Origin of the sequence: Salmonella sp. 5800, from assembly GCF_046558195.1 — a bacterium.
Lineage (GTDB): Bacteria > Pseudomonadota > Gammaproteobacteria > Enterobacterales > Enterobacteriaceae > Salmonella > Salmonella enterica.
The window spans coordinates 34705-58921 of sequence record NZ_JBGDOX010000002.1 but is presented as its reverse complement, the minus strand read 5'-3'; the positions used below and the strand labels follow the sequence as shown (position 1 = coordinate 58921).

22 protein-coding genes are annotated in these 24217 nt (G+C 54.3%); 11 read left to right on the top strand and 11 right to left on the bottom strand.

Annotated elements, in window-relative coordinates; all coding sequences use genetic code 11:
• Positions 1–2: 2 nt before the first annotated feature.
• On the top strand, positions 3–1643 hold the full coding sequence (pgm, locus tag ACLJZ5_RS05265) for a phosphoglucomutase (alpha-D-glucose-1,6-bisphosphate-dependent) (protein ID WP_000974372.1): 1641 nt from the start codon (positions 3–5) through the stop codon (positions 1641–1643).
• 114 nt (positions 1644–1757) lie between these two features.
• Here the strand turns inward: pgm and ACLJZ5_RS05260 are convergent, their stop codons facing one another.
• The 10 genes from ACLJZ5_RS05260 to kdpF form a co-directional block, all read right to left on the bottom strand.
• Positions 1758–2243 (bottom strand): pyridoxamine 5'-phosphate oxidase family protein, encoded by a 486-nt coding sequence (locus tag ACLJZ5_RS05260; RefSeq protein WP_024798426.1) that lies wholly within the window; start codon positions 2241–2243, stop codon positions 1758–1760.
• Positions 2244–2307: 64 nt separating this feature from the next.
• Positions 2308–3627, bottom strand: a complete 1320-nt coding sequence (potE, locus tag ACLJZ5_RS05255) for a putrescine-ornithine antiporter (protein ID WP_000042658.1) — start codon at positions 3625–3627, stop codon at positions 2308–2310.
• Positions 3624–5822 (bottom strand): ornithine decarboxylase SpeF, encoded by a 2199-nt coding sequence (gene speF / locus ACLJZ5_RS05250; RefSeq protein WP_001292402.1) that lies wholly within the window; start codon positions 5820–5822, stop codon positions 3624–3626. Before speF ends, potE begins: the two co-directional genes overlap by 4 nt.
• A gap of 379 nt (positions 5823–6201) precedes the next feature.
• Positions 6202–6306 (bottom strand): leader peptide SpeFL, encoded by a 105-nt coding sequence (gene speFL / locus ACLJZ5_RS05245; RefSeq protein WP_015632840.1) that lies wholly within the window; start codon positions 6304–6306, stop codon positions 6202–6204.
• A 277-nt stretch (positions 6307–6583) separates the two neighbouring features.
• Positions 6584–7261 carry a two-component system response regulator KdpE gene (gene kdpE, locus ACLJZ5_RS05240; RefSeq protein ID WP_000186054.1) on the bottom strand — a complete coding sequence of 226 codons (678 nt, stop codon included), beginning with the start codon at positions 7259–7261 and terminating at the stop codon, positions 6584–6586.
• The gene (gene kdpD, locus ACLJZ5_RS05235) at positions 7258–9942 is read right to left on the bottom strand and encodes a two-component system sensor histidine kinase KdpD (protein WP_024798427.1); all 2685 of its coding nucleotides are present in this window, start codon (positions 9940–9942) and stop codon (positions 7258–7260) included. The genes kdpE and kdpD overlap by 4 nt, the downstream gene beginning before the upstream one ends.
• Complete coding sequence (gene kdpC / locus ACLJZ5_RS05230) at positions 9939–10523, bottom strand: potassium-transporting ATPase subunit KdpC (protein WP_000579804.1); 585 nt, start codon at positions 10521–10523, stop codon at positions 9939–9941. Before kdpC ends, kdpD begins: the two co-directional genes overlap by 4 nt.
• 8 nt (positions 10524–10531) lie before the next feature.
• Positions 10532–12571 carry a potassium-transporting ATPase subunit KdpB gene (gene kdpB, locus ACLJZ5_RS05225; protein ID WP_024798236.1) on the bottom strand — a complete coding sequence of 680 codons (2040 nt, stop codon included), beginning with the start codon at positions 12569–12571 and terminating at the stop codon, positions 10532–10534.
• A 20-nt stretch (positions 12572–12591) separates the two neighbouring features.
• A complete protein-coding gene (gene kdpA, locus ACLJZ5_RS05220; RefSeq protein WP_024798237.1) occupies positions 12592–14271 on the bottom strand; it encodes a potassium-transporting ATPase subunit KdpA in 1680 nt (559 codons plus the stop codon).
• Positions 14271–14360 (bottom strand): K(+)-transporting ATPase subunit F, encoded by a 90-nt coding sequence (gene kdpF / locus ACLJZ5_RS05215; RefSeq protein WP_001670793.1) that lies wholly within the window; start codon positions 14358–14360, stop codon positions 14271–14273. The genes kdpA and kdpF overlap by 1 nt, the downstream gene beginning before the upstream one ends.
• Positions 14361–14696: 336 nt before the next feature.
• Here kdpF and ACLJZ5_RS05210 point away from each other — a divergent pair, with 336 nt between their 5' ends.
• Both ACLJZ5_RS05210 and phrB read left to right on the top strand, forming a co-directional pair.
• A complete protein-coding gene (locus tag ACLJZ5_RS05210; RefSeq protein WP_000401437.1) occupies positions 14697–14903 on the top strand; it encodes a YbfA family protein in 207 nt (68 codons plus the stop codon).
• Positions 14904–15013: 110 nt separating this feature from the next.
• Positions 15014–16435 carry a deoxyribodipyrimidine photo-lyase gene (gene phrB, locus ACLJZ5_RS05205; protein WP_024798238.1) on the top strand — a complete coding sequence of 474 codons (1422 nt, stop codon included), beginning with the start codon at positions 15014–15016 and terminating at the stop codon, positions 16433–16435.
• Between the two features lie 38 nt (positions 16436–16473).
• Here phrB and ACLJZ5_RS05200 read toward each other — a convergent pair whose 3' ends face one another.
• Complete coding sequence (locus ACLJZ5_RS05200) at positions 16474–17955, bottom strand: MFS transporter (RefSeq protein WP_001041128.1); 1482 nt, start codon at positions 17953–17955, stop codon at positions 16474–16476.
• Between the two features lie 328 nt (positions 17956–18283).
• On the opposite strand from ACLJZ5_RS05200, the gene ybgI reads away from it, so the two are divergent.
• From ybgI to ACLJZ5_RS05160, 8 genes are all read left to right on the top strand, one after another.
• Positions 18284–19027, top strand: a complete 744-nt coding sequence (gene ybgI / locus ACLJZ5_RS05195; protein WP_000798844.1) for a radiation resistance protein YbgI — start codon at positions 18284–18286, stop codon at positions 19025–19027.
• A gap of 15 nt (positions 19028–19042) precedes the next feature.
• A complete protein-coding gene (gene pxpB / locus ACLJZ5_RS05190) occupies positions 19043–19699 on the top strand; it encodes a 5-oxoprolinase subunit PxpB (protein ID WP_001188371.1) in 657 nt (218 codons plus the stop codon).
• The gene (pxpC, locus tag ACLJZ5_RS05185) at positions 19693–20625 is read left to right on the top strand and encodes a 5-oxoprolinase subunit PxpC (RefSeq protein WP_000932043.1); all 933 of its coding nucleotides are present in this window, start codon (positions 19693–19695) and stop codon (positions 20623–20625) included. The genes pxpB and pxpC overlap by 7 nt, the downstream gene beginning before the upstream one ends.
• A complete protein-coding gene (gene pxpA / locus ACLJZ5_RS05180; RefSeq protein ID WP_001017922.1) occupies positions 20615–21349 on the top strand; it encodes a 5-oxoprolinase subunit PxpA in 735 nt (244 codons plus the stop codon). The genes pxpC and pxpA overlap by 11 nt, the downstream gene beginning before the upstream one ends.
• A 323-nt stretch (positions 21350–21672) precedes the next feature.
• Positions 21673–21804: a hypothetical protein gene (locus tag ACLJZ5_RS05175; protein WP_001521652.1), complete on the top strand. Its 132-nt coding sequence runs from the start codon at positions 21673–21675 to the stop codon at positions 21802–21804.
• Positions 21805–21863: 59 nt separating this feature from the next.
• The gene (locus tag ACLJZ5_RS05170; RefSeq protein WP_000824704.1) at positions 21864–22430 is read left to right on the top strand and encodes a tyrosine-type DNA invertase; all 567 of its coding nucleotides are present in this window, start codon (positions 21864–21866) and stop codon (positions 22428–22430) included.
• Positions 22431–22889: 459 nt separating this feature from the next.
• Positions 22890–23225: a hypothetical protein gene (locus ACLJZ5_RS05165; protein WP_077914009.1), complete on the top strand. Its 336-nt coding sequence runs from the start codon at positions 22890–22892 to the stop codon at positions 23223–23225.
• A gap of 1 nt (position 23226) precedes the next feature.
• Positions 23227–23967 (top strand): hypothetical protein, encoded by a 741-nt coding sequence (locus tag ACLJZ5_RS05160; RefSeq protein WP_001194237.1) that lies wholly within the window; start codon positions 23227–23229, stop codon positions 23965–23967.
• Positions 23968–24217: the final 250 nt, after the last annotated feature.

The window sequence follows — 24217 nt, the reverse complement described above, 5'->3', positions numbered from 1 at the left end:
CAATGGCAATCCACAACCGCGCAGGACAACCCGCGCAACAGAGTGATTTGATTAACGTCGCCCAACTGACGGCGCAGTATTATGTACTGAAACCGGAGGCAGGGAATGCAGAACATGCCGTGAAATTTGGCACTTCCGGCCATCGCGGTAGCGCAGGTCGTCACAGTTTCAACGAACCGCATATTCTGGCGATCGCCCAGGCGATTGCTGAAGAGCGGGCGAAGAATGGCATTACCGGCCCCTGCTATGTGGGGAAAGACACCCATGCGCTCTCGGAACCGGCCTTCATTTCCGTGCTGGAAGTGCTGGCGGCAAACGGCGTAGACGTTATCGTGCAGGAAAATAATGGCTTCACGCCAACGCCTGCCGTGTCAAATGCTATCCTGGTCCATAACAAAAAAGGCGGCCCGCTGGCTGATGGTATTGTCATTACGCCGTCGCACAACCCGCCGGAAGATGGCGGTATTAAATATAATCCGCCCAATGGCGGCCCGGCGGACACCAACGTCACTAAAGTGGTAGAAGATCGCGCCAATGCGCTGCTGGCGGATGGCCTGCAAGGCGTTAAGCGCATCTCTCTGGATGCGGCAATGGCCTCGGGCCACGTTAAAGCGGTAGATCTGGTACAGCCGTTTGTCGAAGGGCTGGCGGATATCGTTGATATGGCGGCGATTCAGAAAGCCGGTCTGACGCTGGGCGTTGATCCGCTGGGCGGCTCCGGTATTGAATACTGGAAACGTATCGCAGAGCATTACAAGCTTAACCTGACGTTAGTCAACGATCAGGTTGATCAAACCTTCCGCTTTATGCATCTGGATAAAGACGGCGCGATCCGCATGGATTGCTCCTCCGAATGCGCGATGGCGGGTTTGCTGGCGCTGCGTGACAAGTTTGACCTGGCCTTCGCTAACGACCCGGACTACGACCGTCATGGCATCGTGACGCCTGCAGGGCTGATGAACCCGAACCATTATCTGGCGGTCGCCATTAACTACCTGTTCCAGCATCGTCCGCTGTGGGGCAAAGATGTTGCCGTCGGTAAGACGCTGGTCTCTTCCGCGATGATTGACCGCGTGGTGAATGATTTGGGACGCAAGCTGGTGGAAGTGCCGGTTGGCTTCAAATGGTTTGTTGACGGTTTGTTCGACGGCAGCTTTGGTTTCGGCGGGGAAGAGAGCGCGGGCGCTTCGTTCCTGCGTTTCGACGGTACGCCGTGGTCTACCGATAAAGACGGTATCATCATGTGCCTGCTGGCGGCGGAAATCACCGCCGTTACCGGGAAAAACCCGCAAGAGCATTACAATGAACTGGCAGCGCGTTTTGGCGCGCCGAGCTATAACCGTCTGCAGGCGGCAGCGACCTCGGCCCAGAAAGCGGCATTGTCTAAACTGTCTCCGGAAATGGTCAGCGCCAGCACGCTGGCAGGCGACCCGATTACCGCGCGTCTTACCGCAGCGCCGGGTAATGGCGCATCGATTGGCGGCCTGAAGGTAATGACCGATAACGGCTGGTTCGCCGCGCGTCCATCCGGTACGGAAGACGCTTACAAGATCTATTGCGAAAGCTTCCTGGGGGAAGAACATCGCAAGCAGATTGAGAAAGAAGCCGTTGAAATTGTTAGCGAAGTATTGAAAAACGCCTGATGGGCGATATGGAAGAAAAAGGAGCCTTACGGCTCCTTTTTTATATTAACGGCGCTGTGCTTATCAGGCCTGTAAATCGCCTCCAGGCCGGATAAGGCGCTTGTGATATCTGACTTATTCGCTCTGAGGCGCCAGATGTCGGCGGCAGGTGAGGGCGTCGCATTCGATACGCACCACGCAAACCGCTTTCATCATATCTTCCCGATAACTGAAGGTTTTTCCCGGATCGGTCTGGCGCATAATGACGTCCAGGCCGTAGCGCATCTCCTCGCGTGTTTGCAATATCGATGCCAGCCCGGTGGCGAAAACGCTGGTGTAGGCGTAGCTATAATCACAGGGGTCATCGGCACGTAGTAATGCATGGTCGCCGTCCATTTCAATGCATACTGCCGGGTTCTTACGTAACAGACGCATCTTTTTCCCGGTGCGTGCGCCGTGAAAATAAAATATCCAGCGTCCGTTCTGATACTCGTAGCCAAAATTTACGGGGACAACATACGGACAGAGATTGTCGTTAAACCCTATTCGACACACTTCGTGTTTACTGAGAATAGCCAGTATTTCTGCTATATCAGTGACTTCCCGTTCTGGATTACTCATTTCTATTATCTTATTCAAAGAGTGAAAATGCCCGGACTACCGTTACCGCAGCCCGGGCATGCCATCAGCCGTGTTTATTTTTCAATTCAAAACGCGGTGAGACCAGGCCATATAACGTCCAGCCGAGGAAGGTCACAATTGAGCCGTACAGCATGGCTTCTTCACCGGAGGAATATAGCGCGTAGAAGCTATACATGGCGCCAACGAAGGCCACGAAGTTAGCGACTTTCGCTTTTGATGACGGCACATTCGCCATTTTCTGAATGATAACCAGCGCGGCCATCGACAGAATATACGGAATAATGTTCGTCACCACCGCCAGGTTAACCAGGACGTTAAACTGACTATTCAGCGACGGGCTAATGGTCATCAGCGACAGGCCAGTCTGAATAATCACAATAATCAGCATCCCCTGTACCGGCGCGTCGACTTTCGTTACACGAGAGAAGACTTTCGGGAAATAGCCTTCGTCAGCGGAGGATTTAAAGACCTGGGCGATAGTGAACTGCCAGCCCAGCAGCGAGCCGCAGCAGGACATTACCATCAGCGCCATGATCACTTTACCTACCGCAGGCGTGAACATCTGGGCAAACGCCAGACCAAACGGCGCCGTGGAGTTCGCCAGATCCATGTTCGGCACAATCCCGGCAATCACGTTAGTCGAAACGATATAGATGACCGCCGCGCCCAGCGTACCGCCCAGTACCGCGATGGGGACGTTCTTTTCCGGATTCTCGACCACGTCTGCGTTGGCGCAGGCGGATTCCAGTCCAAGAAATGCCCACAACGTCATGGCGATGGAAGAACCGACCGCGCTAAAGAACGGAACATGGTGCGGGTTCCATGACGCTACGTACATGCTGGGGCTAAACCAGAACCAGCCAATGATGCACAGGCCGACAACCGGAATGATGACGCCCCAAACGGTAACGCTACTGATCTGTCCGGTAATACGCGCGCCGCCAAAGTTTGCGATAGTACAAACCCACAATACGGCGATAGTCGCCAGGCCGATCTGGAGCGGCGTCAGCGCGGCGCCGAACAGTTCGGTGCCATAGCCGACAGCGGAAATGGCGATAGCCACGTTGGCGATCAGCAGCGAGACGCCGTAGGTATAGTTCGCCATAAAGTTGCCGGATTTACCGAAGGCATATTCGGCGTAACCGCCCATGCCGCCGGATTTACGGCTAAACATACCGCATTTCGCAAACGCCCAGGCCAGCGCCATCGAGCCGACGGCGGTGACCAGCCATGAGATAATGGATATCGTGCCGACTTCAGACAGTTTGGTCGGTAGCATGATGATCCCGGAGCCCATCATGTTGACCATAGTCAGAATTGTGAGCTGCACGACACCCATTTTATTGGATTTAGGTTTACTCATAATTTTTCCTCCTTCAGCAGGGAGCGCTGCGCGTCACGAGGTTTAATGACGTAGCACCAGACCTGCTTACGGCCGTCGTGTTCTTCGATATAAACGCCCTGCAGTTCAGGCGCAAAGCCCGGCAGCAGGTTGATCCCTTCTTCCAGGGCGCTGAAGTAACGCAGGACAGAACCGCCCCAGATTTCACCCGGAACTACACACAGCACTCCCGGCGGGTAAGGCAGAGCGCCTTCAGCCGCGATACGACCTTCCGCTTCCGGCAGGCGAACCAGTTCGACCTCGCCGCGCAGATAGGCATAGTTGGCCTCTTGCGGATTCATACTGACTTTCGGGAAATGCGATTTACGGAACATCTCTTTTTGCAGCTGTTTCACGTTGTGCCGCGCATAGAGATCGTGCATCTCCTGGCAAAGCTGACGCAGGGTGTAGCCGGCATAACGCGCTTCATGCTGTTTGTAGATGGACGGTAATACTTCCGCTAACGGCGCATCAGCTTCCAGCAGTTTTTCGAAACGAGCCAGCAGGGCGACAAGCTGTTGTAACTTCGCCATGTCTTCTGCCGGCGTCAGCAGGAACAGAATGGAGTTGAGGTCGCATTTTTCCGGCACAACGCCGTTCTCGCGCAGGAAGTTGGCGAGGATCGTGGCAGGAACGCCAAAGTCTTCATATTCGCCGCTCGCTGCATTAATGCCCGGTGTGGTGAGCAGCAGTTTGCAAGGGTCGACAAAGTACTGATGTTCGGCATAGCCTTCAAACGCATGCCAGTGTTCTCCCGGAACGAAGTGGAAGAAGCGCAGATCGCTGGCGATCTCTGACGTCGGGTATGACTGCCACGGCTTACCATCAATCAGTTCCGGTACGAACGGACGGATGTGATGACAGTTTTCGAGGATCAATTTACGGGCATCAATGCCGTTAACCACGCAATCCATCCACATATTGCGACCGCTGACGCCTTCGTGCATTTTGGCGTTAACGTCCAGCGCGGCGAACAGCGGATAGAACGGGCTAGTGGAGGCGTGCATCATAAAGGCGTTGTTCATGCGCTTATGCGGAACGTAGCGCGATTGCCCTTTGATATGGCTATCTTTTTTATGGATCTGCGAGGTCTGGGAGAAACCGGCTTGTTGTTTGTGAACGGACTGCGTCACCAGAATACCCGGATCGTTTTCGTTCAGTTCCAGCAGCAGCGGCGAACAATCGGCCATCATCGGAATAAATTGTTCATAGCCGACCCAGGCGGAGTCAAACAGGATGTAGTCGCACAGATGACCAATTTTATCGACGACCTGACGGGCGTTATAAATGGTACCGTCGTAGGTGCCTAACTGGATGACGGCCAGACGGAATGGACGTGCTTCGCGGGCACGCTGCGGCGCGACTTCGCTAATCAGCTCGCGCAGGTAATCTTCTTCGAAGCAGTGAGCGTCGATCCCGCCGATAAAACCATACGGGTTACGCGCGGTTTCCAGATAAACTGGCGTTGCGCCCGCCTGCAATAATGCGCCGTGGTGGTTAGATTTGTGGTTGTTACGGTCAAACAGTACCAGATCGCCCGGCGTTAACAGCGCGTTGAGTACGACTTTGTTAGAGGAGGAGGTCCCGTTCAGCACAAAGTAGGTCTTATCGGCGTTAAAGACTTTCGCCGCATGTTGCTGCGCAATGCAAGGCGCGCCTTCGTGAATCAGCAGATCGCCCATCGCCACGTCCGCGTTGCATAGGTCGGAGCGGAAGAGCGTTTCGCCAAAGTATTCCACGAACTGATTACCGGCAGGATGACGGCGGAAGAATTCGCCGCCCTGATGCCCCGGGCAGTCAAATGCGCTGTTGCCCTGGTTGACATAATCCACCAGCGCGCGGAAAAACGGCGGACGTAACTGCGTTTCGTAGTGGCTTGCTGCGGTTTCCAACTGGCGACCATAGAAGGCAGTACGGGATTCATTATATTCGAATACACCAGAGATACGCGGCAAATACTCAGGCGGTACGCGCCCTTCGTCATGAGTCGCGACAAACACGGGAATACCGTAACCCGTTGCGTCGATTTCATCGAGTTTTCCGTGTTCAATGTCGTCGATGGATAACACGATGGCAGCCACGTCGATGAAACGACTCTCATCAACATTTACAATATTACGGTGTGTAGAAAAACAATCCGGGCAATGACGGCTAACGGCAATTTTTAATTCTGACATTTTTCATCTCTTTATTTCAGGTAATAGCAGGCCCTCAATTTCTCGCATGAGAAACTGATTCTTCCGGAAAAAATCAAAGCTATCCCGCTGATAAAAAAATCAGTAAATTAGCTTTATTTTAGATGTAATAAATCCCAACCCGTCCGGTTGCAGGAAATTCAGGATTTAAGGAGTTGAGTACTACGATATACAGGCAGAAACCGCGATAACTAAAATTGCGCTGAGTCGGAATTTCTTCTGTCAAACCATATAGTTAGCTGGCTGGGCGTAAAGGAATTACCGTACTGTCGCTTTTAACAATTCGAGTTATTTAGGCAATAGACCTGAATGACATAAGGGTCGGAAAGACCTGTATGCTGAAGTACCCGTAGCAGAAAAACTACCGGGCATTAAAGAAATGAAAGTCGAAACTATTACGGTGGGCAAACATCATAATATGCGTTGTCCGCCTTATATGGGGCATAAAACGATTATTATTTTCCATTTTGAGGTCCTTTCATTGATTTATTGAAAGCATGGATATTTTATCCAGGAAGCGCCAGCAATCTGTGAACCAGATCAACAAAAAACGATCATTTGAAAAATAATTAGTCGGCGATTATGCATATCGTGCTGTGAAATAACGGATTGTTTCTTAAATGTTAATTATATGTTTTTTATATTCTCCATAAAATATAATATCGCCGCGAAAATAATTATTCGCGACGCCGAAAATAAATGACATAAAAATTAGAAGTTATTTAAAAATAATGAATAGCTATTCACGGCATAAAGCGATAGCCAATTCCGGTTTCGGTAATAAAATGGCGTGGGCGGGTGGGATCTTGTTCCAGTTTCTGGCGTAAATGTCCCATATAGATGCGCAAATAGTGGCTATGCTCCACGGCGTTAGGGCCCCAGACCTGGTTTAATAACTGCCGTTGGGTTAATACTTTGCCGGTATTATTGAGTAATACCGCCAGCAGGCGGAACTCAATCGGCGTCAGATGAATTTCTTCGTCGCCACGGTGGATCAACCGTGCGGCAAGATCGACCGTCACGCCGGAAAAGCGGACGATCGGATCGGCGCAAGGGCTGGCGGCGTGCCGTCGCAGCGCGACGCGCAAACGCGCCTGCAGCTCGCCAATGCCGAATGGCTTGCTCAGGTAATCATCAGCTCCGGCGTCAAGCGCGGCAATCTTATCGCTTTCTTCGCTGCGGGCGGAAAGGACAATCACCGGTATTGCGCTCCACTGACGCAGGTCGCGAATAAAATCGATTCCGTCGCCGTCCGGCAGGCCGAGATCGAGAATAATCAGATCGGGCTTTCGCGTGGCGGCTTCCAGTAAACCACGTTGTAATGTTTCAGCTTCATACACGCGCAGGCCGTCGCCTTCCAGCGCGGCGCGCAGAAAGCGGCGGATGGCCTGTTCATCTTCAACAATCAGAACGTTTGTCACATATCCTCATGAAAATCATCAAGTTCAGGTGGCTTTCCTTGCTGCAGCGTCACACGGAAACAGGCGCCGCCCTGCGGTCGATTATAGGCGGTAAGCGTGCCGCCGTGTACCTCTACGATAGCATGGCAAATCGCCAGCCCCAGCCCCACGCCAGGGACGGCGGACTCTTTGTTGCCGCGGGCGAACTTATCGAAAATCTTCTGTTCTTGCCCCGCAGGAATACCCGGCCCGTTATCCCAGACATCCAGTTGTAAACGATCGTCCTTAACCGCAGCATCAATGCCGATACTGGCCTGCGGCCCGGCGTACTTAACGGCGTTTTCCAGCAAGTTGATCAGGACGCGCTCAAATAAGGGGCCATCGACATGGATAAGCGTTAACTGTTGCGGCAGCGACAATGTAATCGGATGCAATAAACCCGGCTCTAACATCTGTAACGCGCTCCCGACGACCTCTTCCAGCGTCAGCCACTCTTTTTTAAGATTAAACCCGCCGGACTGAATACGCGCCATATCCAGCAAATTATTCACCAGCCGGGTGGTGTTGAGAATATGCTGGCGGATTTCACTGGCCTGACGCGCGTGGGGCGATCCTGCGCTGGCTAAATCCAGCGTCAAAATTTCCGCCTGGCCGAACAATACCGTCAGCGGCGTGCGTAAATCATGCGACAGCGCCGCCAGCAGAGCGTTGCGAATACTTTCTCGCTCGCTGGCGAGACGCGCCTGTTCTTCGCTGGCGGTCAGCGTCAGCCGTTCCAGCGCGTTGGCGACAAGCAGAGTGAATGTTTCCAGCAGGCGTTGCTGCTCCGGCACCATTAACTGACGCAAATTACCCGGTTCGACGATAGCCAGACCGTACGTTTTATCGGCGCTTTTCAGCGGCAGGATTTGATAAGGCACGCCAGGGAGGGTATCGGTGCCTGCGCCGGCAGGCTGGCCTTTATCAAAACTCCAGCGCGCAATTGCGTCGTCCCACGGCGTCATGCCTTGCTGGTGGGTGAGAGGCAGCAACTTACCGTTAGCATCAGGTAACAAAATTTGGCTGCGCGCCTGAAACGTCGAGGCGATAAACCGCTCGCTGGTCGCGGCGATATCATGTTCGCTACGCCCGACGGCCAGCGCTTTAGACATTTCATATAAATGGCGGGTACGCTGTTCCCGATAACGGGCGACGCGCGCCTGATAGCGCACCCCGGCAGTAAGATTGCCAATCACCAGACCAACCGTCAGCATCACGGCAAAGGTCAGCAAATACTGCACGTCCGAAACGGCGAGCGTACCGCGTGGCGCGATAAAAAAGAGATCGAAACTCGCCACGTTAATCACCGTCGCCACCACCGACGGCCAGCGTCCGTAAAGCAGCGCAATCACCACTACGCCCAGCAAATAGAGCATCACCAGATTGGCGGCGTCGAAGGTGACAAGCCACTGCATAGCGATAAGCGTGGTGATGGCGCAAAGCGCCACGGCGACCAGACAGCCCTGAATCTGCCCACGCCATTTCTCTTTAAAAGGTCGGTTATCAGGCGCTTGCGCCAATGCGCGGGCTGGCGGTTCTTCCAGCGCGACGATCACCTGATCGAGATCCGGCGCGCGCCTGGCAAGACGGTCGGCGAAAGCGTCACGTCGCCACCAGCGTCGCGACGCCGGGCGGCCCATGACGATTTTCCCCAGATTATGTTCGCGGGCATAGCGCACGACCGCTTTCTCTTCGGCGGGATCGGACAGGGTGGCGGTTTCCGCGCCAAGCTCCTGCGCCAGGCGCAGCGCGCTTAAAATAGCCCGCCGTTGTTTTTCCGGTAAGCGGTGTAACGTTGGCGTTTCGACATAGACGGCGTGCCAGACGCTGCCGAGCCGGGAGGCCAGACGCGCCGCGGTACGCACCAGTTTTTCGCTGCCGGTGTTATGCCCGATACACAGTAAAATCGCATCGCGGGTATGCCATACTTTTTCTTCGCCCGGATGCGCGCGCCAGGCGCGCATCTGATCGTCCACGCGATCGGCTGTCCGGCGTAGCGCCAGCTCGCGGAGGGCGATCAGATTGCCCTTGCGGAAAAAATGTTCAATAGCGCGTTCCGCCTGACCGGCGATATACACTTTACCTTCGTTGAGCCGTTGGCGCAGATCGTCGGGCGGCAGATCGACCAGTACCACTTCATCAGCGGCATCAAAAAAGGGATCGGGGACGGTTTCGCGCACCTGAATCCCCGTGACGCCGCTCACCACATCGTTCAGACTTTCCAGATGTTGTACGTTCACGGTGGTGAAAACGTCGATTCCCGCTTCCAGCAGCTCTTCAATATCCTGCCAGCGCTTAGGATGGCGTGAGCCAGGCGCGTTACTGTGCGCCAGCTCATCCATTAAAATCAGCGCCGGACGCCGGGCGAGGGCGGCATCCAGGTCAAATTCGCGGATTTGCCTCCCCCGGTGCGAGTGACGTTTTGGCGGCAGAATGGTCAGCCCGTCAAGTAGCGCGGCGGTCTCTTTACGGCCATGCGTCTCTACCACGCCGATCACCACATCCAGCCCCTGCGCTCGCAGCCGCTGCGCTTGCGCCAGCATCGCCCAGGTTTTTCCGACGCCTGCGCAGGCGCCGAAGAAAATTTTCAACTTCCCCCGGTGGGGCGGGGGCGTTTGTTCCAACAAGCGATCCGGATCAGGACGCAAGGGTTCGTCGTTCATTTCGCTCTGTGTCCCTGTAGCGCATCCAGCGCCAGATTAAGCTCAACAATATTCACCACCGGTTGCCCAAGAAAGCGCGCCAGCGGCCTGTGCGTATATTCTGCAACCAGTTGCGCGACCTGTTCAACGGGAAGCTGGCGAGCCGCCGCTACGCGGGGGATTTGCCATGCCGCGGCGCCGGGCGTCAGATTATTATCCAGCCCGCTTGCCGATGCTGTCGCCAGCTCAACCGGAACCGCGGAACTCGCCTGGGGGTTAGCGGCGCGTAGCGCGGCGACGCGGGCCTGAATTTGCGCATCCAGTTCGGGATTGCTGGCGGCCAGGTTGCTTCCGCCCGACGCCAGTGGATTATAAGGCGTATCGGCGGTGGCGGAGGGTCGGCCATGAAAATAGCCCGCGGCGGTAAACGATTGTCCGATAAGCGCTGAGCCGCGTATCACATTGTCTTTATGAATCAGCGAGCCATTAGCCTGCCAGGGAAACCACCACTGCCCCAGCGCCGTGGTCAGAAGCGGATACACGCCGCCGGTCAATAACAGCAGAAATAACATTGTCGAAAAAGCAGGACGTAAACCGATCATCATACACCTCACGCCAGACCCAGCAGCACATCAATCACTTTGATACCAATAAACGGCACCACCAGACCACCCAGACCATAGATCCATAAATTACGGCGCAGCATGGCCGATGCGGAAAGCGGCTTATAACTCACACCTTTTAATGCCAGCGGGATCAGAAAAATGATAATCAGGGCGTTAAAGATCACCGCGCTCAGAATGGCGGAGTTCGGCGAATGCAGCCCCATCACGTTGAGCGCGTTTAGCTGCGGATAGGTAGCGGCAAACGCGGCGGGAATAATGGCGAAATATTTCGCTACATCATTCGCGATACTGAAAGTGGTGAGCGAGCCGCGCGTCATCAGCATCTGCTTACCGATATGCACCACTTCAATCAACTTGGTCGGGTTAGAGTCCAGATCCACCATATTACCGGCTTCTTTTGCCGCCTGGGTGCCGGAGTTCATCGCCACCGCGACGTCAGCCTGCGCCAGCGCCGGGGCATCGTTAGTGCCGTCGCCGGTCATGGCGACCAGCCGTCCTTCCGCCTGATATTGACGGATCAGCGCCAGCTTGGCTTCCGGCGTGGCTTCGGCAAGAAAATCGTCCACACCGGCTTCGGCGGCAATCGCTGCCGCCGTCAGGCGGTTATCGCCAGTGATCATCACCGTTTTAATGCCCATCTTTCGTAGCTGGGCGAAACGTTCTTTAATGCCGCCTTTAACGATATCCTTGAGGGCGATAACACCCAGTACGCGCGCGCCTTCCACGACCACCAGCGGCGTCGCGCCCAGACGCGCCACGTTCTCGACGTTTTGCTCGACATCGGCGGGAAAATGGCCGCCATTGCTCTCGACATGACGCCGAATCGCGTCCACCGAGCCTTTACGGATCATCCGGTTATCGATATTAATTCCGCTCATGCGGCTTTGCGCGGTAAACGGAACAAAGGTGGCATGAAGCGACTGCACATCGCGTTCACGCAGGTTAAAGCGCTGTTTGGCGAGGATCACAATGCTGCGGCCTTCCGGCGTTTCGTCGGCCAGCGAAGCGAGCTGCGCGGCGTCAGCCAGCGTGCGTTCGTCCACCCCTCGGGCGGGTATAAAATCGGACGCCTGGCGGTTGCCGAGCGTGATAGTGCCGGTTTTATCCAGCAGCAGCACGTCGACATCGCCCGCGGCTTCTACGGCGCGGCCGCTGGTGGCGATGACGTTCGCGCCCAACATTCGGCTCATTCCGGCTACGCCAATGGCGGAGAGTAGCCCGCCGATGGTGGTGGGGATCAGGCACACCAGCAACGCCACCAACACGGTGACGCTGACCGCGTTACCGCCCCAGGCGGAGAAGGGCCACAGGGTGGCGGTCGCCAGTAAAAAGACAATGGTCAGGGCGATGAGCAAAATCGTCAGGGCAATCTCGTTAGGCGTTTTCCGCCGCTGCGCGCCTTCCACCATCGCGATCATCCGGTCAAGAAAGGTTTCGCCAGGATTGACGCTACAGGCAATCACCAGCCAGTCGGAAAGAATTCGCGTGCCGCCGGTGACAGAGGCGAAATCGCCGCCGGACTCACGGATCACGGGCGCGGATTCGCCGGTAATCGCACTTTCATCCACCGAGGCGCCGCCTTCGATGACCTCGCCGTCGCAGGGAATAATATCGCCCGCTTTGACCAGGACAATGTCGCCTTTCCGCAGTTCAGCGGCGGGCACGTTATCGGCCTGCGCATCATGGCGCGGGGCGCGCAGGCGGCGAGCGAACGCGGTCTTTTTCACTCCTTTCAGACTGTTTGCCTGGGCTTTGCTGCGGCCTTCCGCCAGCGCTTCGGCAAAATTGGCGAACAGTACGGTGAACCATAACCACAGACTGATCACCCCTGTAAACAGGGCGCTTCCCGCTATTTGTCCTGTTACCATAGCGAGTGTTAACAAGGTGGTTAGCACGCTGCCGGCCCAGACCACAAACATCACCGGGTTACGCCACTGGGCGCGTGGGCTTAATTTTTTTACGGCATCCGTTAGCGCCTGTACGAGTAAAACAGGTTCAAACAGCGCCAGTTGCTTGCGACTCATATCAATGTACTCCGCATCGCTCAAGGTAAAGAGAAATGTTCCGCTACCGGGCCAAGCGCCAGGGCAGGAATAAACGTCAGCGCGCCGACCAGCAGTACCGTGCCGATGAGCAGTCCAATAAATAGCGCGCCGTGGGTCGCCAGCGTTCCCTGACTGGCCGGCTGTACTTTTTTACTGACCAGCGATCCGGCGATGGCCATGACAGGAATAATCACGCCGAAACGGCCGACGAACATGCAGAACGCCAACAAACAGTTCCAGAAAGGCGAGTTAGCGCTCAGACCCGCAAAGGCGCTACCGTTGTTGTTGGCGGCAGAGGAGACGGCATATAGCACTTCGCTAAAACCGTGCGGGCCAGGGTTCAGCATTGCGCTGCGTCCGGCATCCGTCATCATCGCCAGCGCCGAACCCAACAAGACCAGCATCGGTGTGACCAGAATCGCCAGCGCGGTCATTTTCATTTCGCGCACGTCGATTTTTTTCCCCAAGTACTCCGGCGTGCGACCGATCATCAGCCCCGCGATGAACACCGCCAGCAGGACAAACAGCAACATGCCATACAGGCCTGAACCGACGCCGCCAAAGACCACTTCGCCAATTTGCATCAGCCACATCGGCACCATACCGCCCAGAGCGGTAAACGAGTCGTGCATGGCATTTACCGCCCCGCAGGACGCCGCGGTCGTGACGACGGCAAACAGGCTGCTGGCCAGCACGCCAAAGCGTGTCTCTTTACCCTCCATGTTGACGCTACTGTCCGCGCCTGCCGCCAACAGATGTGGATTTCCCTGAACTTCCGCCCACATCACTACCGCTACGCAGACCACAAAAATGAATGACATTGCCCACAGTAGCGCGCGTCCCTGACGGCGATCGCCCGCCGCTTCGCCAAAGGCGAAACAGAGCGCGGCTGGAATCAAAAATATCGCCAGCATCTGCGCCAGATTAGTGAGCGCGGTGGGGTTTTCGAACGGATGCGAAGAGTTGGCGTTAAAGAAACCGCCGCCGTTAGTGCCAAGCATTTTGATCGCCTCCTGCGAAGCAACCGGCCCCATCGGCAAGAGTTGTTTAGCGCCTTCAAGAGTGGTGATGGGCTGATAAGCCGACAGGTTTTGCGGTACGCCCTGTTGGATAAAAAACAGCGCGATAATTAACGCGACAGGAAATAATATCCATAGCGTAATGCGTACCAGATCTTGCCAGGCATTACCCAGCGTGTGCCCATTCTGGCGCGTAAAGGCGCGGATAAGTGCAAAAACCACCGCAATCCCGGTCGCCGCCGACAGGAAATTTTGCACCGTCAGCCCCGCCATCTGGCTAAAGTAGCTCAGCGTGCTTTCGCCGCTGTAGGCTTGCCAGTTGGTATTGGTGACAAAGCTGACGGCGGTATTCAGCGCCAGATCCCAGGACAGCCCCGGTAGCCGCTGCGGATTTAAGGGCAGCCACTCCTGCCAGAATAGCAGGCAAAACAGGATGCCCAGTCCCAGCAGATTGAGCGTCAGTAGCGCCAGTAAATACTGACGCCAGTTCATTTTGTGGTCGGTAATGCCAAGAGTCCGCCAGAGGATACGCTCAACGCCAGCCACGCCCGGCAACGGAACGGCGGCGATTAGCCTTGCCAGGCCCAAACCCAATGGTTTCGCCAGTACCAATAAAATCAGTAAAAAACTGGCGATCAGTAAAAATCCTTGCGCGGCCATCAGAACGCCTCCGCATTAATCAGGGCATAGACCAGATAACCTAAAAGTAAGAAAACCAGCACGATGCCGGTTATCACGCCTGCACTCACAGAGCACCTCCAGTGGCATTGTTTTACTCCTGAGAAAGGTAATTTTTTGGCTGCAAAGATTTCGCAAAAATTGGCGGGCGGAGTGTAAAAAAAGTATAAAAATGGCAAAGACCATTATTTAACTAATGGTTAGTATTAATTTAACCTTTTTGTAACTAATTTACGTTTTGAATGTAAATCTGCTGGAAAAGCGTGAAAATAAGTGGTCGGATGAGTAGTAAAATTACACCGAAAGCGGTACTATTTTAATCAGGTAACGAGGTTCAATTTTTCGGTGCTATTCACCGATTCAATCTATACCGGGGCAGGTAGCGTCGGTATAAAGGGGGGAAATGTATGGAACACTATAAAGACTATCCGGCGCATGTCATTTTTGTCCGTCGTGCTTTCGCGGTGATCGCAGGCGTGCTGGCGCTGCCGGTGATGCTCTTCTGGAAAGACCGCGCGCGTTTTTATAGTTATCTGCACCGTGTCTGGTCGAAAACCAGTGATAAGCCGGTATGGATGGCGCAGGCTGAAAAAGCCACCTGCGACTTTTATTAATCGCGACCAGCCTGAAAAACCGTCAGCCGCCACGCTGGCGGTTTTTTTATGCGCCAGGGTCTACACTGTTTAACGCTATTCGCCGTGACGTTTCATCTTTCAGGAGTTGTATGCCCACCCATTTAGTCTGGTTCAGGCGCGATCTGCGTTTACAGGATAACCTTGCGCTGGCCGCCGCCTGCCGCGATGCATCCGCGCGGGTGCTGGCGCTTTATATTTCCACCCCCGCCCAGTGGCAGGCTCATGATATGGCGCCGCGGCAGGCGGCATTCATCAGCGCGCAGCTCAATGCGCTACAGACGGCCCTTGCAGAGAAAGGCATTCCGCTGCTGTTTCATGAAGTGGCGGATTTTAACGCCAGTATTGAAACGGTCAAAAATGTTTGCCGACAGCATGACGTCAGCCATCTGTTTTATAACTATCAGTATGAGTTTAACGAGCGTCAGCGTGATGCGGCGGTGGAAAAAACGCTGCCCTCTGTCATCTGCGAAGGCTTTGACGATAGCGTGATTCTGGCGCCCGGCGCGGTGATGACCGGCAATCATGAAATGTATAAAGTTTTTACGCCGTTTAAAAACGCCTGGTTGAAACGGCTAAAAGAGGATATTCCGCCATGCGTTCCGGCCCCGAAGATCCGGGTGAGCGGCGCGCTTTCTACACCCTTAACGCCAGTCTCGCTTAACTACCCGCAACAGGCGTTTGACGCCGCGCTTTTCCCGGTGGAAGAAAACGCGGTCATCGCGCAGCTACGTCAGTTTTGCGCGCAGGGCGCAGACGGGTATGAGTCACAGCGGGATTTCCCTGCGGTTGAAGGCACCAGTCGGCTTTCCGCCAGCCTGGCGACGGGCGGCCTGTCGCCGCGACAGTGCCTGCACCGATTACTGGCGGAGCAGCCGCAGGCGCTGGACGGCGGACCGGGAAGCGTCTGGTTGAATGAACTCATCTGGCGGGAATTTTACCGTCATTTAATGACCTGGTATCCGGCATTATGCAAACACCAGCCGTTTATCCGCTGGACAAAACGCGTCGCGTGGCAGGAGAAGCCACACTATTTTCAGGCATGGCAGAAAGGCGAAACCGGTTATCCCATTGTCGATGCGGCGATGCGCCAGCTTAACGCGACGGGCTGGATGCATAACCGTTTACGCATGATTACCGCCAGCTTTCTGGTAAAAGATCTGCTGATTGACTGGCGGTTGGGGGAGCGCTATTTCATGTCGCAGCTTATTGACGGCGATCTTGCCGCCAATAATGGCGGCTGGCAGTGGGCCGCCTCAACCGGTACTGACGCCGCGCCTTATTTTCGTATTTTTAATCCCACGACTCAGGGAGAGAGGTTCGATCGCGACGGCGAATTTATCCGCCAGTGGCTACCGGCATTACGCGATATCCCTGGAAAAGCGATTCACGAGCCGTGGCGGTGGGCGGAAAAAGCGGGAGTCGTGCTTGATTATCCTCGGCCCATTGTTGAACACAAACAGGCGAGAATCGCGACGCTTTCCGCCTATGAGGCGGCGAGAAAAGGGGCGTGATACAGGCCCGGTAGCGCAAACTACCGGGCCTTCTGCTATCAGGATTCGACGGCCAGCGCGCGGCTTTTGAATTTGAAGGACTGATACAGCCAAATCAGCAGGACAACCCCTACGCAGGCTAACGCGCCCCAGGTGATCTGTTCAAAAACATCCACATAGGCGTTGATGGCGTAATTAACCGCGCCGCTGGCGTCGAAGGCGCTTTGCGAGGTCTGGTCAGCGATGACGCCTGCCAGATAGTTAGCTATCGCGCCGGACAGCAGCATATAAATTCCGGTTAATACGCCGGTGACGCCGGGGATGTCAATGCGCGTAATTTGCGACATGGCGACCGGGTCGATAAACAGCTCGGCAAAGCCCATCACCGCCAGTCCCAGCACCATTAGCGGCATTGAAGAGTGTCCGTAAGCGGCGGACCAGCGTGCGCTCAGGGTCAGAATACAGAATCCGGCGCTCATCAGACCGAGACCCAGCGCGAATTTGCCCCAGATACGCACGGTGCGATTACCGCTTACGCTCTCTTTAACCAGCCAGGCCAGGACGACCCCACACAGCATCACGGCAAAGGCGTTCACCGACTGGAACATGGCGGTAGGAACGGAATAGCCCAGAATATCGCGGTTCACAAAGCGGTCGATATACAGGCTGATAGAACTGCCGCCCTGCTGGGCAAACGCCCAGAACAGCATACTGAACAGGGTCAGGGTGACAATCAGCCCCAGTTCTTTGCGTTGTTTTGTCGTTTGCGCCTGACGATAAATTTTTGCCAGCACGACCAGGCCGATCGCGGTCGCCACGATTAAGGCATAGACTGACCATTCTTTCCAGAACAGAACGGTAATCAGCAACGGCGCCGCTACCAGCAGAATTAACAGCCAGCCCCAGTTCGGCAGCAGGTAGTTTCTGGCGCACAACACGGCTTTATTCACGCCGGTAGTGTGGGTGAAATGACGATTTCCACACAGGAAGATCACTAACCCTGCCAGCATACCAATGGCGGCGAGCGCAAAGCCCATCGCCCAACTGTACTCCTCTTGCACATAGCCGCAGGCGATAGGCGCCACGATCGAACCAATATTGCCCGCTGCGTAAAGCAGCGAGAACCCGCCGTCGCGGCGCGGATCTTCCGGCTGGTACAGTTCGCCCAGCAGGCAGCTAATATTCGATTTAAACAGGCCGTAGCCGCAGACAATGATCGCCAGCGACAGATAAAGGAATGTCGGCGCGATCTCACTGGCGCCCAGCACTAAATGACCTATAGCCATTAAAAATGCGCCCAGCATGACTGCCATTCGGTTGCCAAGCACCTTATCCGCCAGATAGCCGCCGAGAATTGGCGTTACGTAGACCAGCGAACAATAAGCGCTGAATAACTCATAGGCGTGGTTATCGTCGTATTTTAGCTGATTGGTGAGATAAAGAATCAGTAGGGCGCGCATACCATAAAAGCTGAAGTACTCCCAAATTTGCAGGGCGACAACGTAGTAAATAGCGCGGGGTTGAGATGCTTGTTTATTCATCGTATTTCCGGGATAGAGACGCTGCGGCAAGAAAGCGGCATTCTCAGATAATGCCTTTCTATGTGGGCTTATTAAGCCTGCCGTATCGCCGTGTTTCCTTAAAGTTACCAACATGATACAGAACTGATTTTTTCTGCAATATGCGTTCTGATTGCATAAATATACATGAAACCGATCGTGTTTTGCTAAGTAATTTGCGCCAAACCCGGGGGTGATTGTTTCTTGATGTGTCAAACAAATGTTTATCGACGAACGGCCAACGGGAGGCTATGTTAACGGAGACTGAACCCGTAACGGGAAAGTAGAACGTGGGTTAAAGGGAGCGATGATGAAAAACACCGAGCTGGAACAACTGATTAACGACAAGCTGAACAGTGCGGCAATAAGCGATTATGCGCCGAATGGTTTACAGGTCGAAGGAAAAGAGACGGTACAGAAAATCGTTACCGGCGTGACCGCAAGTCAGGCGCTGCTCGATGAGGCGGTGCGTTTGCAGGCCGATGCGGTCATTGTTCATCATGGTTACTTCTGGAAAGGCGAGTCTCCGGTTATTCGCGGCATGAAACGCCGTCGCTTAAAAACGTTACTGGCAAATGATATTAACCTTTACGGTTGGCATCTGCCGCTGGATGCGCATCCTGAGCTGGGCAACAATGCGCAGTTGGCGGCGCTATTGGGCATTACCGTGAAAGGAGAAATTGAGCCGCTGGTGCCGTGGGGAGAGCTCTCAATGCCGGTGCCAGGGCTGGAACTGGCCTCATGGATTGAAGCGCGTCTGGGGCGTAAACCGCTATGGTGCGGCGATACCGGGCCAGAGAATGTTCAGCGTGTCGCCTGGTGTACCGGCGGCGGGCAAAGTTTTATTGATAGCGCCGCCCGCTTCGGCGTGGATGCTTTTATTACCGGCGAGGTTTCCGAACAGACCATTCATTCCGCGCGCGAACAGGGGCTGCATTTTTATGCCGCCGGGCACCATGCCACTGAACGCGGCGGTATTCGCGCCCTGAGCGAATGGTTGAACGAAAACACGGCGTTGGATGTGACGTTTATTGATATCCCTAACCCGGCATAACTGAGAGGTAATAAAGTGCAGCGAGCGCGTTGTTATCTGTTAGGCGAAACGGCGGTCGTCCTGGAACTTGAACCGCCGATTACGCTGGCGAGCCAGAAACGCATCTGGCGTCTGACGCAGCGTCTGGTCGATATGCCGAACGTGGTGGAAGCCATTCCCGGGATGAACAATATCACCGTGATCTTGCGGGAACCGCAAACCCTGGCGCTGGATGCGATTGAGCGTCTGCAGCGCTGGTGGGAAGAGAGCGAGGCGCTGGAGCCGGACTCGCGTTCGGTTGAGATCCCGGTGATCTATGGCGGCGCAGGCGGGCCGGATCTGGCGGCGGTGGCACGGCACAGCGGTTTGAGTGAAAAGCAGGTCGTGGAGCTACATGCCTCCGTTGAGTATGTCGTCTGGTTTTTAGGCTTTCAGCCTGGCTTTCCCTATCTTGGGAATTTACCAGAACCGCTCCATATGCCCAGACGTGCGGAGCCGCGCCTGCAGGTTCCGGCCGGTTCTGTCGGCATCGGCGGCGCGCAGACGGGTATTTATCCATTATCCACGCCGGGCGGCTGGCAGCTGATCGGCCTCACGCCGTTGAAGTTATTCGATCCGATGCGGGAGCCTCCGGTTCTGCTACGCCCTGGCGATAGCGTACGCTTTGTGCCGCAAAAGGAGGGAATATGCTGAATATTATTCGCGCGGGGATTTATACCTCCGTGCAGGATAGCGGGCGTCACGGCTTTCGTCAGTCGGGGCTGAGTCACTGCGGTGCGCTGGATAAACCCGCCTTTCAGACCGCTAATCTCCTGGTCGGGAACGATGCGAATGCCCCGGCGCTGGAAATCACTCTCGGTCAACTGGTTGTCGAATTTGAAAATGAGACCTGGTTCGCTCTTACCGGCGCAGGCTGCGAAGCGCAGTTGGATGATCAACCGGTCTGGACAGGCTGGCGATTGCCGGTAAAAGCGGGTCAACGTCTTACGCTGCATCGACCGCTTCACGGGATGCGTAGCTATCTGGCGGTGGCTGGCGGTATTGCTGTGCCGGAGGTGATGGGATCGTGTAGTACCGATCTGAAGTCCGGTATCGGTGGGCTGGAAGGACGGCTGCTAAAAGATGGCGATCGGTTGGCGACGGGTAAACCATCGCGACAGTTTAGCGGGCCGCAGGGCGTGAAGCAGTTACTGTGGGGGAATCGCATCCGTGCGCTGCCGGGGCCGGAATACCGTGAATTCGATCGCGCCTCGCAAGAAGCGTTCTGGCGTTCGCCATGGCAGCTCAGTCCGCAAAGTAATCGCATGGGCTATCGTTTGCAGGGACAATCGTTAACGCGGACAACGGATCGCGAACTGCTGTCGCACGGTTTGCTGCCCGGTGTCGTGCAGGTGCCTTACAACGGCCAACCTATTGTGCTAATGAATGATGCCCAGACAACTGGCGGCTATCCGCGCATTGCCTGCATCATCGAGGCAGATATGTACCATCTGGCGCAGATCCCGCTAGGACAACCGATCCATTTTGTGCAATGTTCGCTGGAAGAGGCGCTCAACGCGCGCCATGAGCGTCAGCGCTATCTGGAACAGCTTACCTGGCGGCTTCAGCATGAACATTGATTTAAATGCGGATGTGGGCGAAGGTTGCGCCAGCGACAGCGAATTATTAACGCTGGTCTCCTCCGCCAATATCGCCTGTGGTTTTCACGCCGGTGATGCGCAAACCATGCTGACCTGTGTGCGCGAGGCGCTGAAAAACGGCGTGGCGATCGGCGCGCATCCCAGCTTTCCGGATCGGGATAATTTTGGGCGGACGGCGATGGTTTTGCCGCCGGAAACGGTATACGCCCAGACGCTGTACCAAATCGGCGCGCTGGGGGCGATTGTCCAGGCGCAAGGCGGCGTGATGCGCCATGTCAAACCGCACGGTATGCTCTATAACCAGGCGGCGAAAGATCCTCATCTGGCACAGGCGATTGCGAAAGCGGTACACGACTATGATCCGTCACTGATACTGGTTGGACTGGCGGGAAGTGAGCTGATCCGGGCCGGTGAGCGCCATCGCCTGGTGACGCGGCAGGAGGTGTTTGCCGATCGCGGCTATCAGGCCGACGGTAGCCTGGTGCCGCGCATGCAACCTGGCGCGCTGATTCACGACGAAGAGCAGGCGCTGGCGCAAACGCTGGATATGGTACAAGCCGGGAGAGTGAAAAGCGTTACTGGCGTGTGGACGACTGTCACGGCGCAAACGGTGTGCATTCATGGCGACGGCGAGTATGCGCTTGCATTCGCTCGCAGGTTACGCGCCGCGTTCAATGCGCGTAATATACACGTTATTGCCTGAGAGCCCGACGATTGAAGCTATTATATTACGGCTGCTAAAAATTATCGTGTTCTGTTCTCTTAATGTCAGGAAGAGGGATTTATTCAATACTATATAAATCCCCTTATAATATATTATTTTAAAAATAACCAAGTGATGCTGTAATAGCCAGTATGATGAGCTTATTGCTGTTAGCAGCAGAGTTTTTGAAAATCATTATGATATTGTTAGCTATCGCCATCTAATCAAACCTCCGGGGCGGGTAAACTACCTGACTCTTTATTACCCCTTTCTGATTGATTTACCTCACGATAGCCTCATTTTTAGCATTTATATTCCTCATCATGACGACTTATCAGGAGATTGAAGCCAGATTGATTCGCTGTTTCACTATCACGTCATGGATAGCGTGCCAGATTGCCAGCTATATGGATTTTAAGCTGTTTACGCATAGCAACTTTTTTAGCGAAAATTAAACTCATCTGATCAGTGATTTTTTAGTATATTACTCATTTTGTTATGATGGATTTGTTTTGTGAAAAGAAAATATCTTACGCAAGAAGAGATTGAAAAACTGCTGTCAGCGACCGACAGAATGCCCTTCCCGGAAAGAAACCGCTGCTTAATCCTGATGGCGTTTATTCACGGCTTCCGGGCCAGTGAGCTGCTGGGGCTGCGCTTGTCGGATATTGATCTTGCAGGAAGACAGCTTTATATCCGGCGCCTCAAAAATGGCTTTTCAACGTGTCACCCCCTCCTTCCCGATGAGTATAACGTACTGAAAAGCTGGCTCAGGGCCAGGAAGTATCTTGAGAAAGGGGCTGACGGAGACTGGCTGTTCCTGTCGCTGCGACGGCATCCGCTCAGCAGGCAACAATTTTTTTACATACTTCGTGAGGCAGGGCGGTTGGCCGAATTAACGATAGCGCCACATCCTCATATGCTGCGACATGCCTGCGGCTACGCCCTTGCTGATAAAGGGATTGATACACGACTCATACAGGACTATCTGGGGCACAGGAATATCCAGCACACCGTAAGATACACCGCAAGTAACGCCGGGCGTTTTCATGGAATATGGCGAAAAAAACGTCGAGTATAACCGTACGTTCTGATTCAAAAAGTTAAGTCCGCTTCGCGCTTTCATCATCCTCTCAAATTTACCCCTTCCACACAAGAGTCATGCAATCGTAATCTCTTGCTTATTAAGGAGTTATCCATATAACAATAAAAAAACTAAGGGAAAATTCACCTGGTCCAACCAGCACTATGCTGTATCCATTTTTGTCCTGCCTGCACAAAATGTTAATTTTAAGTGTTAAAAAAACGTATTAAATAATATTTAATGCTGATTAATTATCATATCAAAGAATTAAATCCTTTATTTTACTTTTTGAATCATATTGTTAAATCACAGAGAAATCTGTTCAGGGAAAGCTGATTTACATAATCAACATATAAATCAATAGATTACTGTGTTTTCTATTTGTCATTTTGTACTCCGCACAGGGCAGAATTACCCTGCGGCAGGAGCATGTACTACCAGGGGGACTGACGGCCTGTGCAGCCGAAAAGCAGAACCGGACAGGGTGTCAGAGTGCTGTGTTTAGATAGGGCCAGACGTCATTTTTCATACAGACATGGAATGGCTCCCGGTCCACGAAAGGGTGCGGACATGTTGTTTCCACAACACGAAGCTGTCGTTGCTGGCGCAGTGCCGGGTCGGCAATGGCCAGAGGAGAACAATCTGATGACGCAAGAATATGCGGAAATATCCACCGGAAGGGGGGGCACCAGTAAGTGCCGGTACAGTATGGGGGCGAAAATATTTTTGCTCCTGCTGGCGGTCTCCACCGTCGCAGCGTTGTTCAGCCTGTATCAGGTTCTGACGTACTGATATGCAGACGTTAACCAGAGTACTGCCGCCTCTCCGGCTGATTATGTTTTGTCAGTCAGGCGAAAATCCTGCGCAGTTTCCGGATACCGGTGGCCTTTGCGTGGAGGACTGCGTTCGTCTCAGGACACCAGAAGGGCTGCTGGATCGGTTGCGTCGGTGGCCCGGCGCGATGGTGATATCCGCCGGACGGCCATCAACCCAGCTTCTGCTGTGGCAACAGGTTTTTCAGCGTTATCCGCGGACAGTGGTTTTTTGCAGCAGTAACGCGTTTTTACCGGTTGACGTCAGCGTGGAAGGTTACTTCCGCCATCTGAGGCTGATTAAACGCGCCATGTCGGTAAGGGTTCTGGCTAGAATGGCTGAGCTTGCCATATGGTCATCACTACAGACATCGCCTTACGAGGAGGAGATGAAAAGCGCGTTGAGCGTGCCGGAGCTGGTGATGGAGATAAACAGCCGCACGCTGGTCAGGTTACTGTCAGAGCGTCTGCCAAAACAGGGACGGCGGGTGCTGGGATTACTGTTGTCAGGCTGTAGCCCGGAAATGACGGCCCGTATGCTGGGAACCGGCGTGAGGCAGGTCTGGCTCGCGGAGCAGACGCTGAAACAACGCTGGGATATCCCGACAGGAGTACCGCTATCTGATGCGGTAAGAATAAGGATACCGGACGTCGGCCCGGACATCAGTCAACAGAGTGGGTTGGTAAAAACTGGGGCCGGTAACGCACCGGATTTATGCTGACAGCATATTTACATCATGCCGCGCGGTATTCAGACCCATAATGTTGCGTTCTGAATGAGTTATCTTCACAAAATAAATATGGCAATCATCGTTGTCCGGAAATACCGCATAACGTGTGACATTAATGAATCTGTAATCAGTGCGAGGGTTTACGCGCTGTGGCGGTAGCGTGGAATTATCTGGATGCGTTGAGTAAATTTCACTTTACCCTTCTGATATAAATGAAAATGGTTCTGGATAAACTATCTAA

What these genes read in the sequence shown, in the direction of transcription:
- ACLJZ5_RS05200 (WP_001041128.1), bottom strand. Translation starts at nt 17,955, where the DNA reads ATGAATAAACAAGCATCTCAACCCCGCGCTATTTACTACGTTGTCGCC.
- pxpC (WP_000932043.1), top strand. Translation starts at nt 19,693, where the DNA reads ATGCTGAATATTATTCGCGCGGGGATTTATACCTCCGTGCAGGATAGC.
- phrB (WP_024798238.1), top strand. Translation starts at nt 15,014, where the DNA reads ATGCCCACCCATTTAGTCTGGTTCAGGCGCGATCTGCGTTTACAGGAT.
- speF (WP_001292402.1), bottom strand. Translation starts at nt 5,822, where the DNA reads ATGTCAGAATTAAAAATTGCCGTTAGCCGTCATTGCCCGGATTGTTTT.
- potE (WP_000042658.1), bottom strand. Translation starts at nt 3,627, where the DNA reads ATGAGTAAACCTAAATCCAATAAAATGGGTGTCGTGCAGCTCACAATT.
- ACLJZ5_RS05160 (WP_001194237.1), top strand. Translation starts at nt 23,227, where the DNA reads ATGCAGACGTTAACCAGAGTACTGCCGCCTCTCCGGCTGATTATGTTT.
- pxpA (WP_001017922.1), top strand. Translation starts at nt 20,615, where the DNA reads ATGAACATTGATTTAAATGCGGATGTGGGCGAAGGTTGCGCCAGCGAC.
- ACLJZ5_RS05210 (WP_000401437.1), top strand. Translation starts at nt 14,697, where the DNA reads ATGGAACACTATAAAGACTATCCGGCGCATGTCATTTTTGTCCGTCGT.
- ACLJZ5_RS05175 (WP_001521652.1), top strand. Translation starts at nt 21,673, where the DNA reads ATGACGACTTATCAGGAGATTGAAGCCAGATTGATTCGCTGTTTCACT.
- ACLJZ5_RS05260 (WP_024798426.1), bottom strand. Translation starts at nt 2,243, where the DNA reads ATGAGTAATCCAGAACGGGAAGTCACTGATATAGCAGAAATACTGGCT.
- kdpC (WP_000579804.1), bottom strand. Translation starts at nt 10,523, where the DNA reads ATGATCGGTTTACGTCCTGCTTTTTCGACAATGTTATTTCTGCTGTTA.
- pgm (WP_000974372.1), top strand. Translation starts at nt 3, where the DNA reads ATGGCAATCCACAACCGCGCAGGACAACCCGCGCAACAGAGTGATTTG.
- ybgI (WP_000798844.1), top strand. Translation starts at nt 18,284, where the DNA reads ATGAAAAACACCGAGCTGGAACAACTGATTAACGACAAGCTGAACAGT.
- kdpD (WP_024798427.1), bottom strand. Translation starts at nt 9,942, where the DNA reads ATGAACGACGAACCCTTGCGTCCTGATCCGGATCGCTTGTTGGAACAA.
- speFL (WP_015632840.1), bottom strand. Translation starts at nt 6,306, where the DNA reads ATGGAAAATAATAATCGTTTTATGCCCCATATAAGGCGGACAACGCAT.
- kdpA (WP_024798237.1), bottom strand. Translation starts at nt 14,271, where the DNA reads ATGGCCGCGCAAGGATTTTTACTGATCGCCAGTTTTTTACTGATTTTA.
- kdpB (WP_024798236.1), bottom strand. Translation starts at nt 12,571, where the DNA reads ATGAGTCGCAAGCAACTGGCGCTGTTTGAACCTGTTTTACTCGTACAG.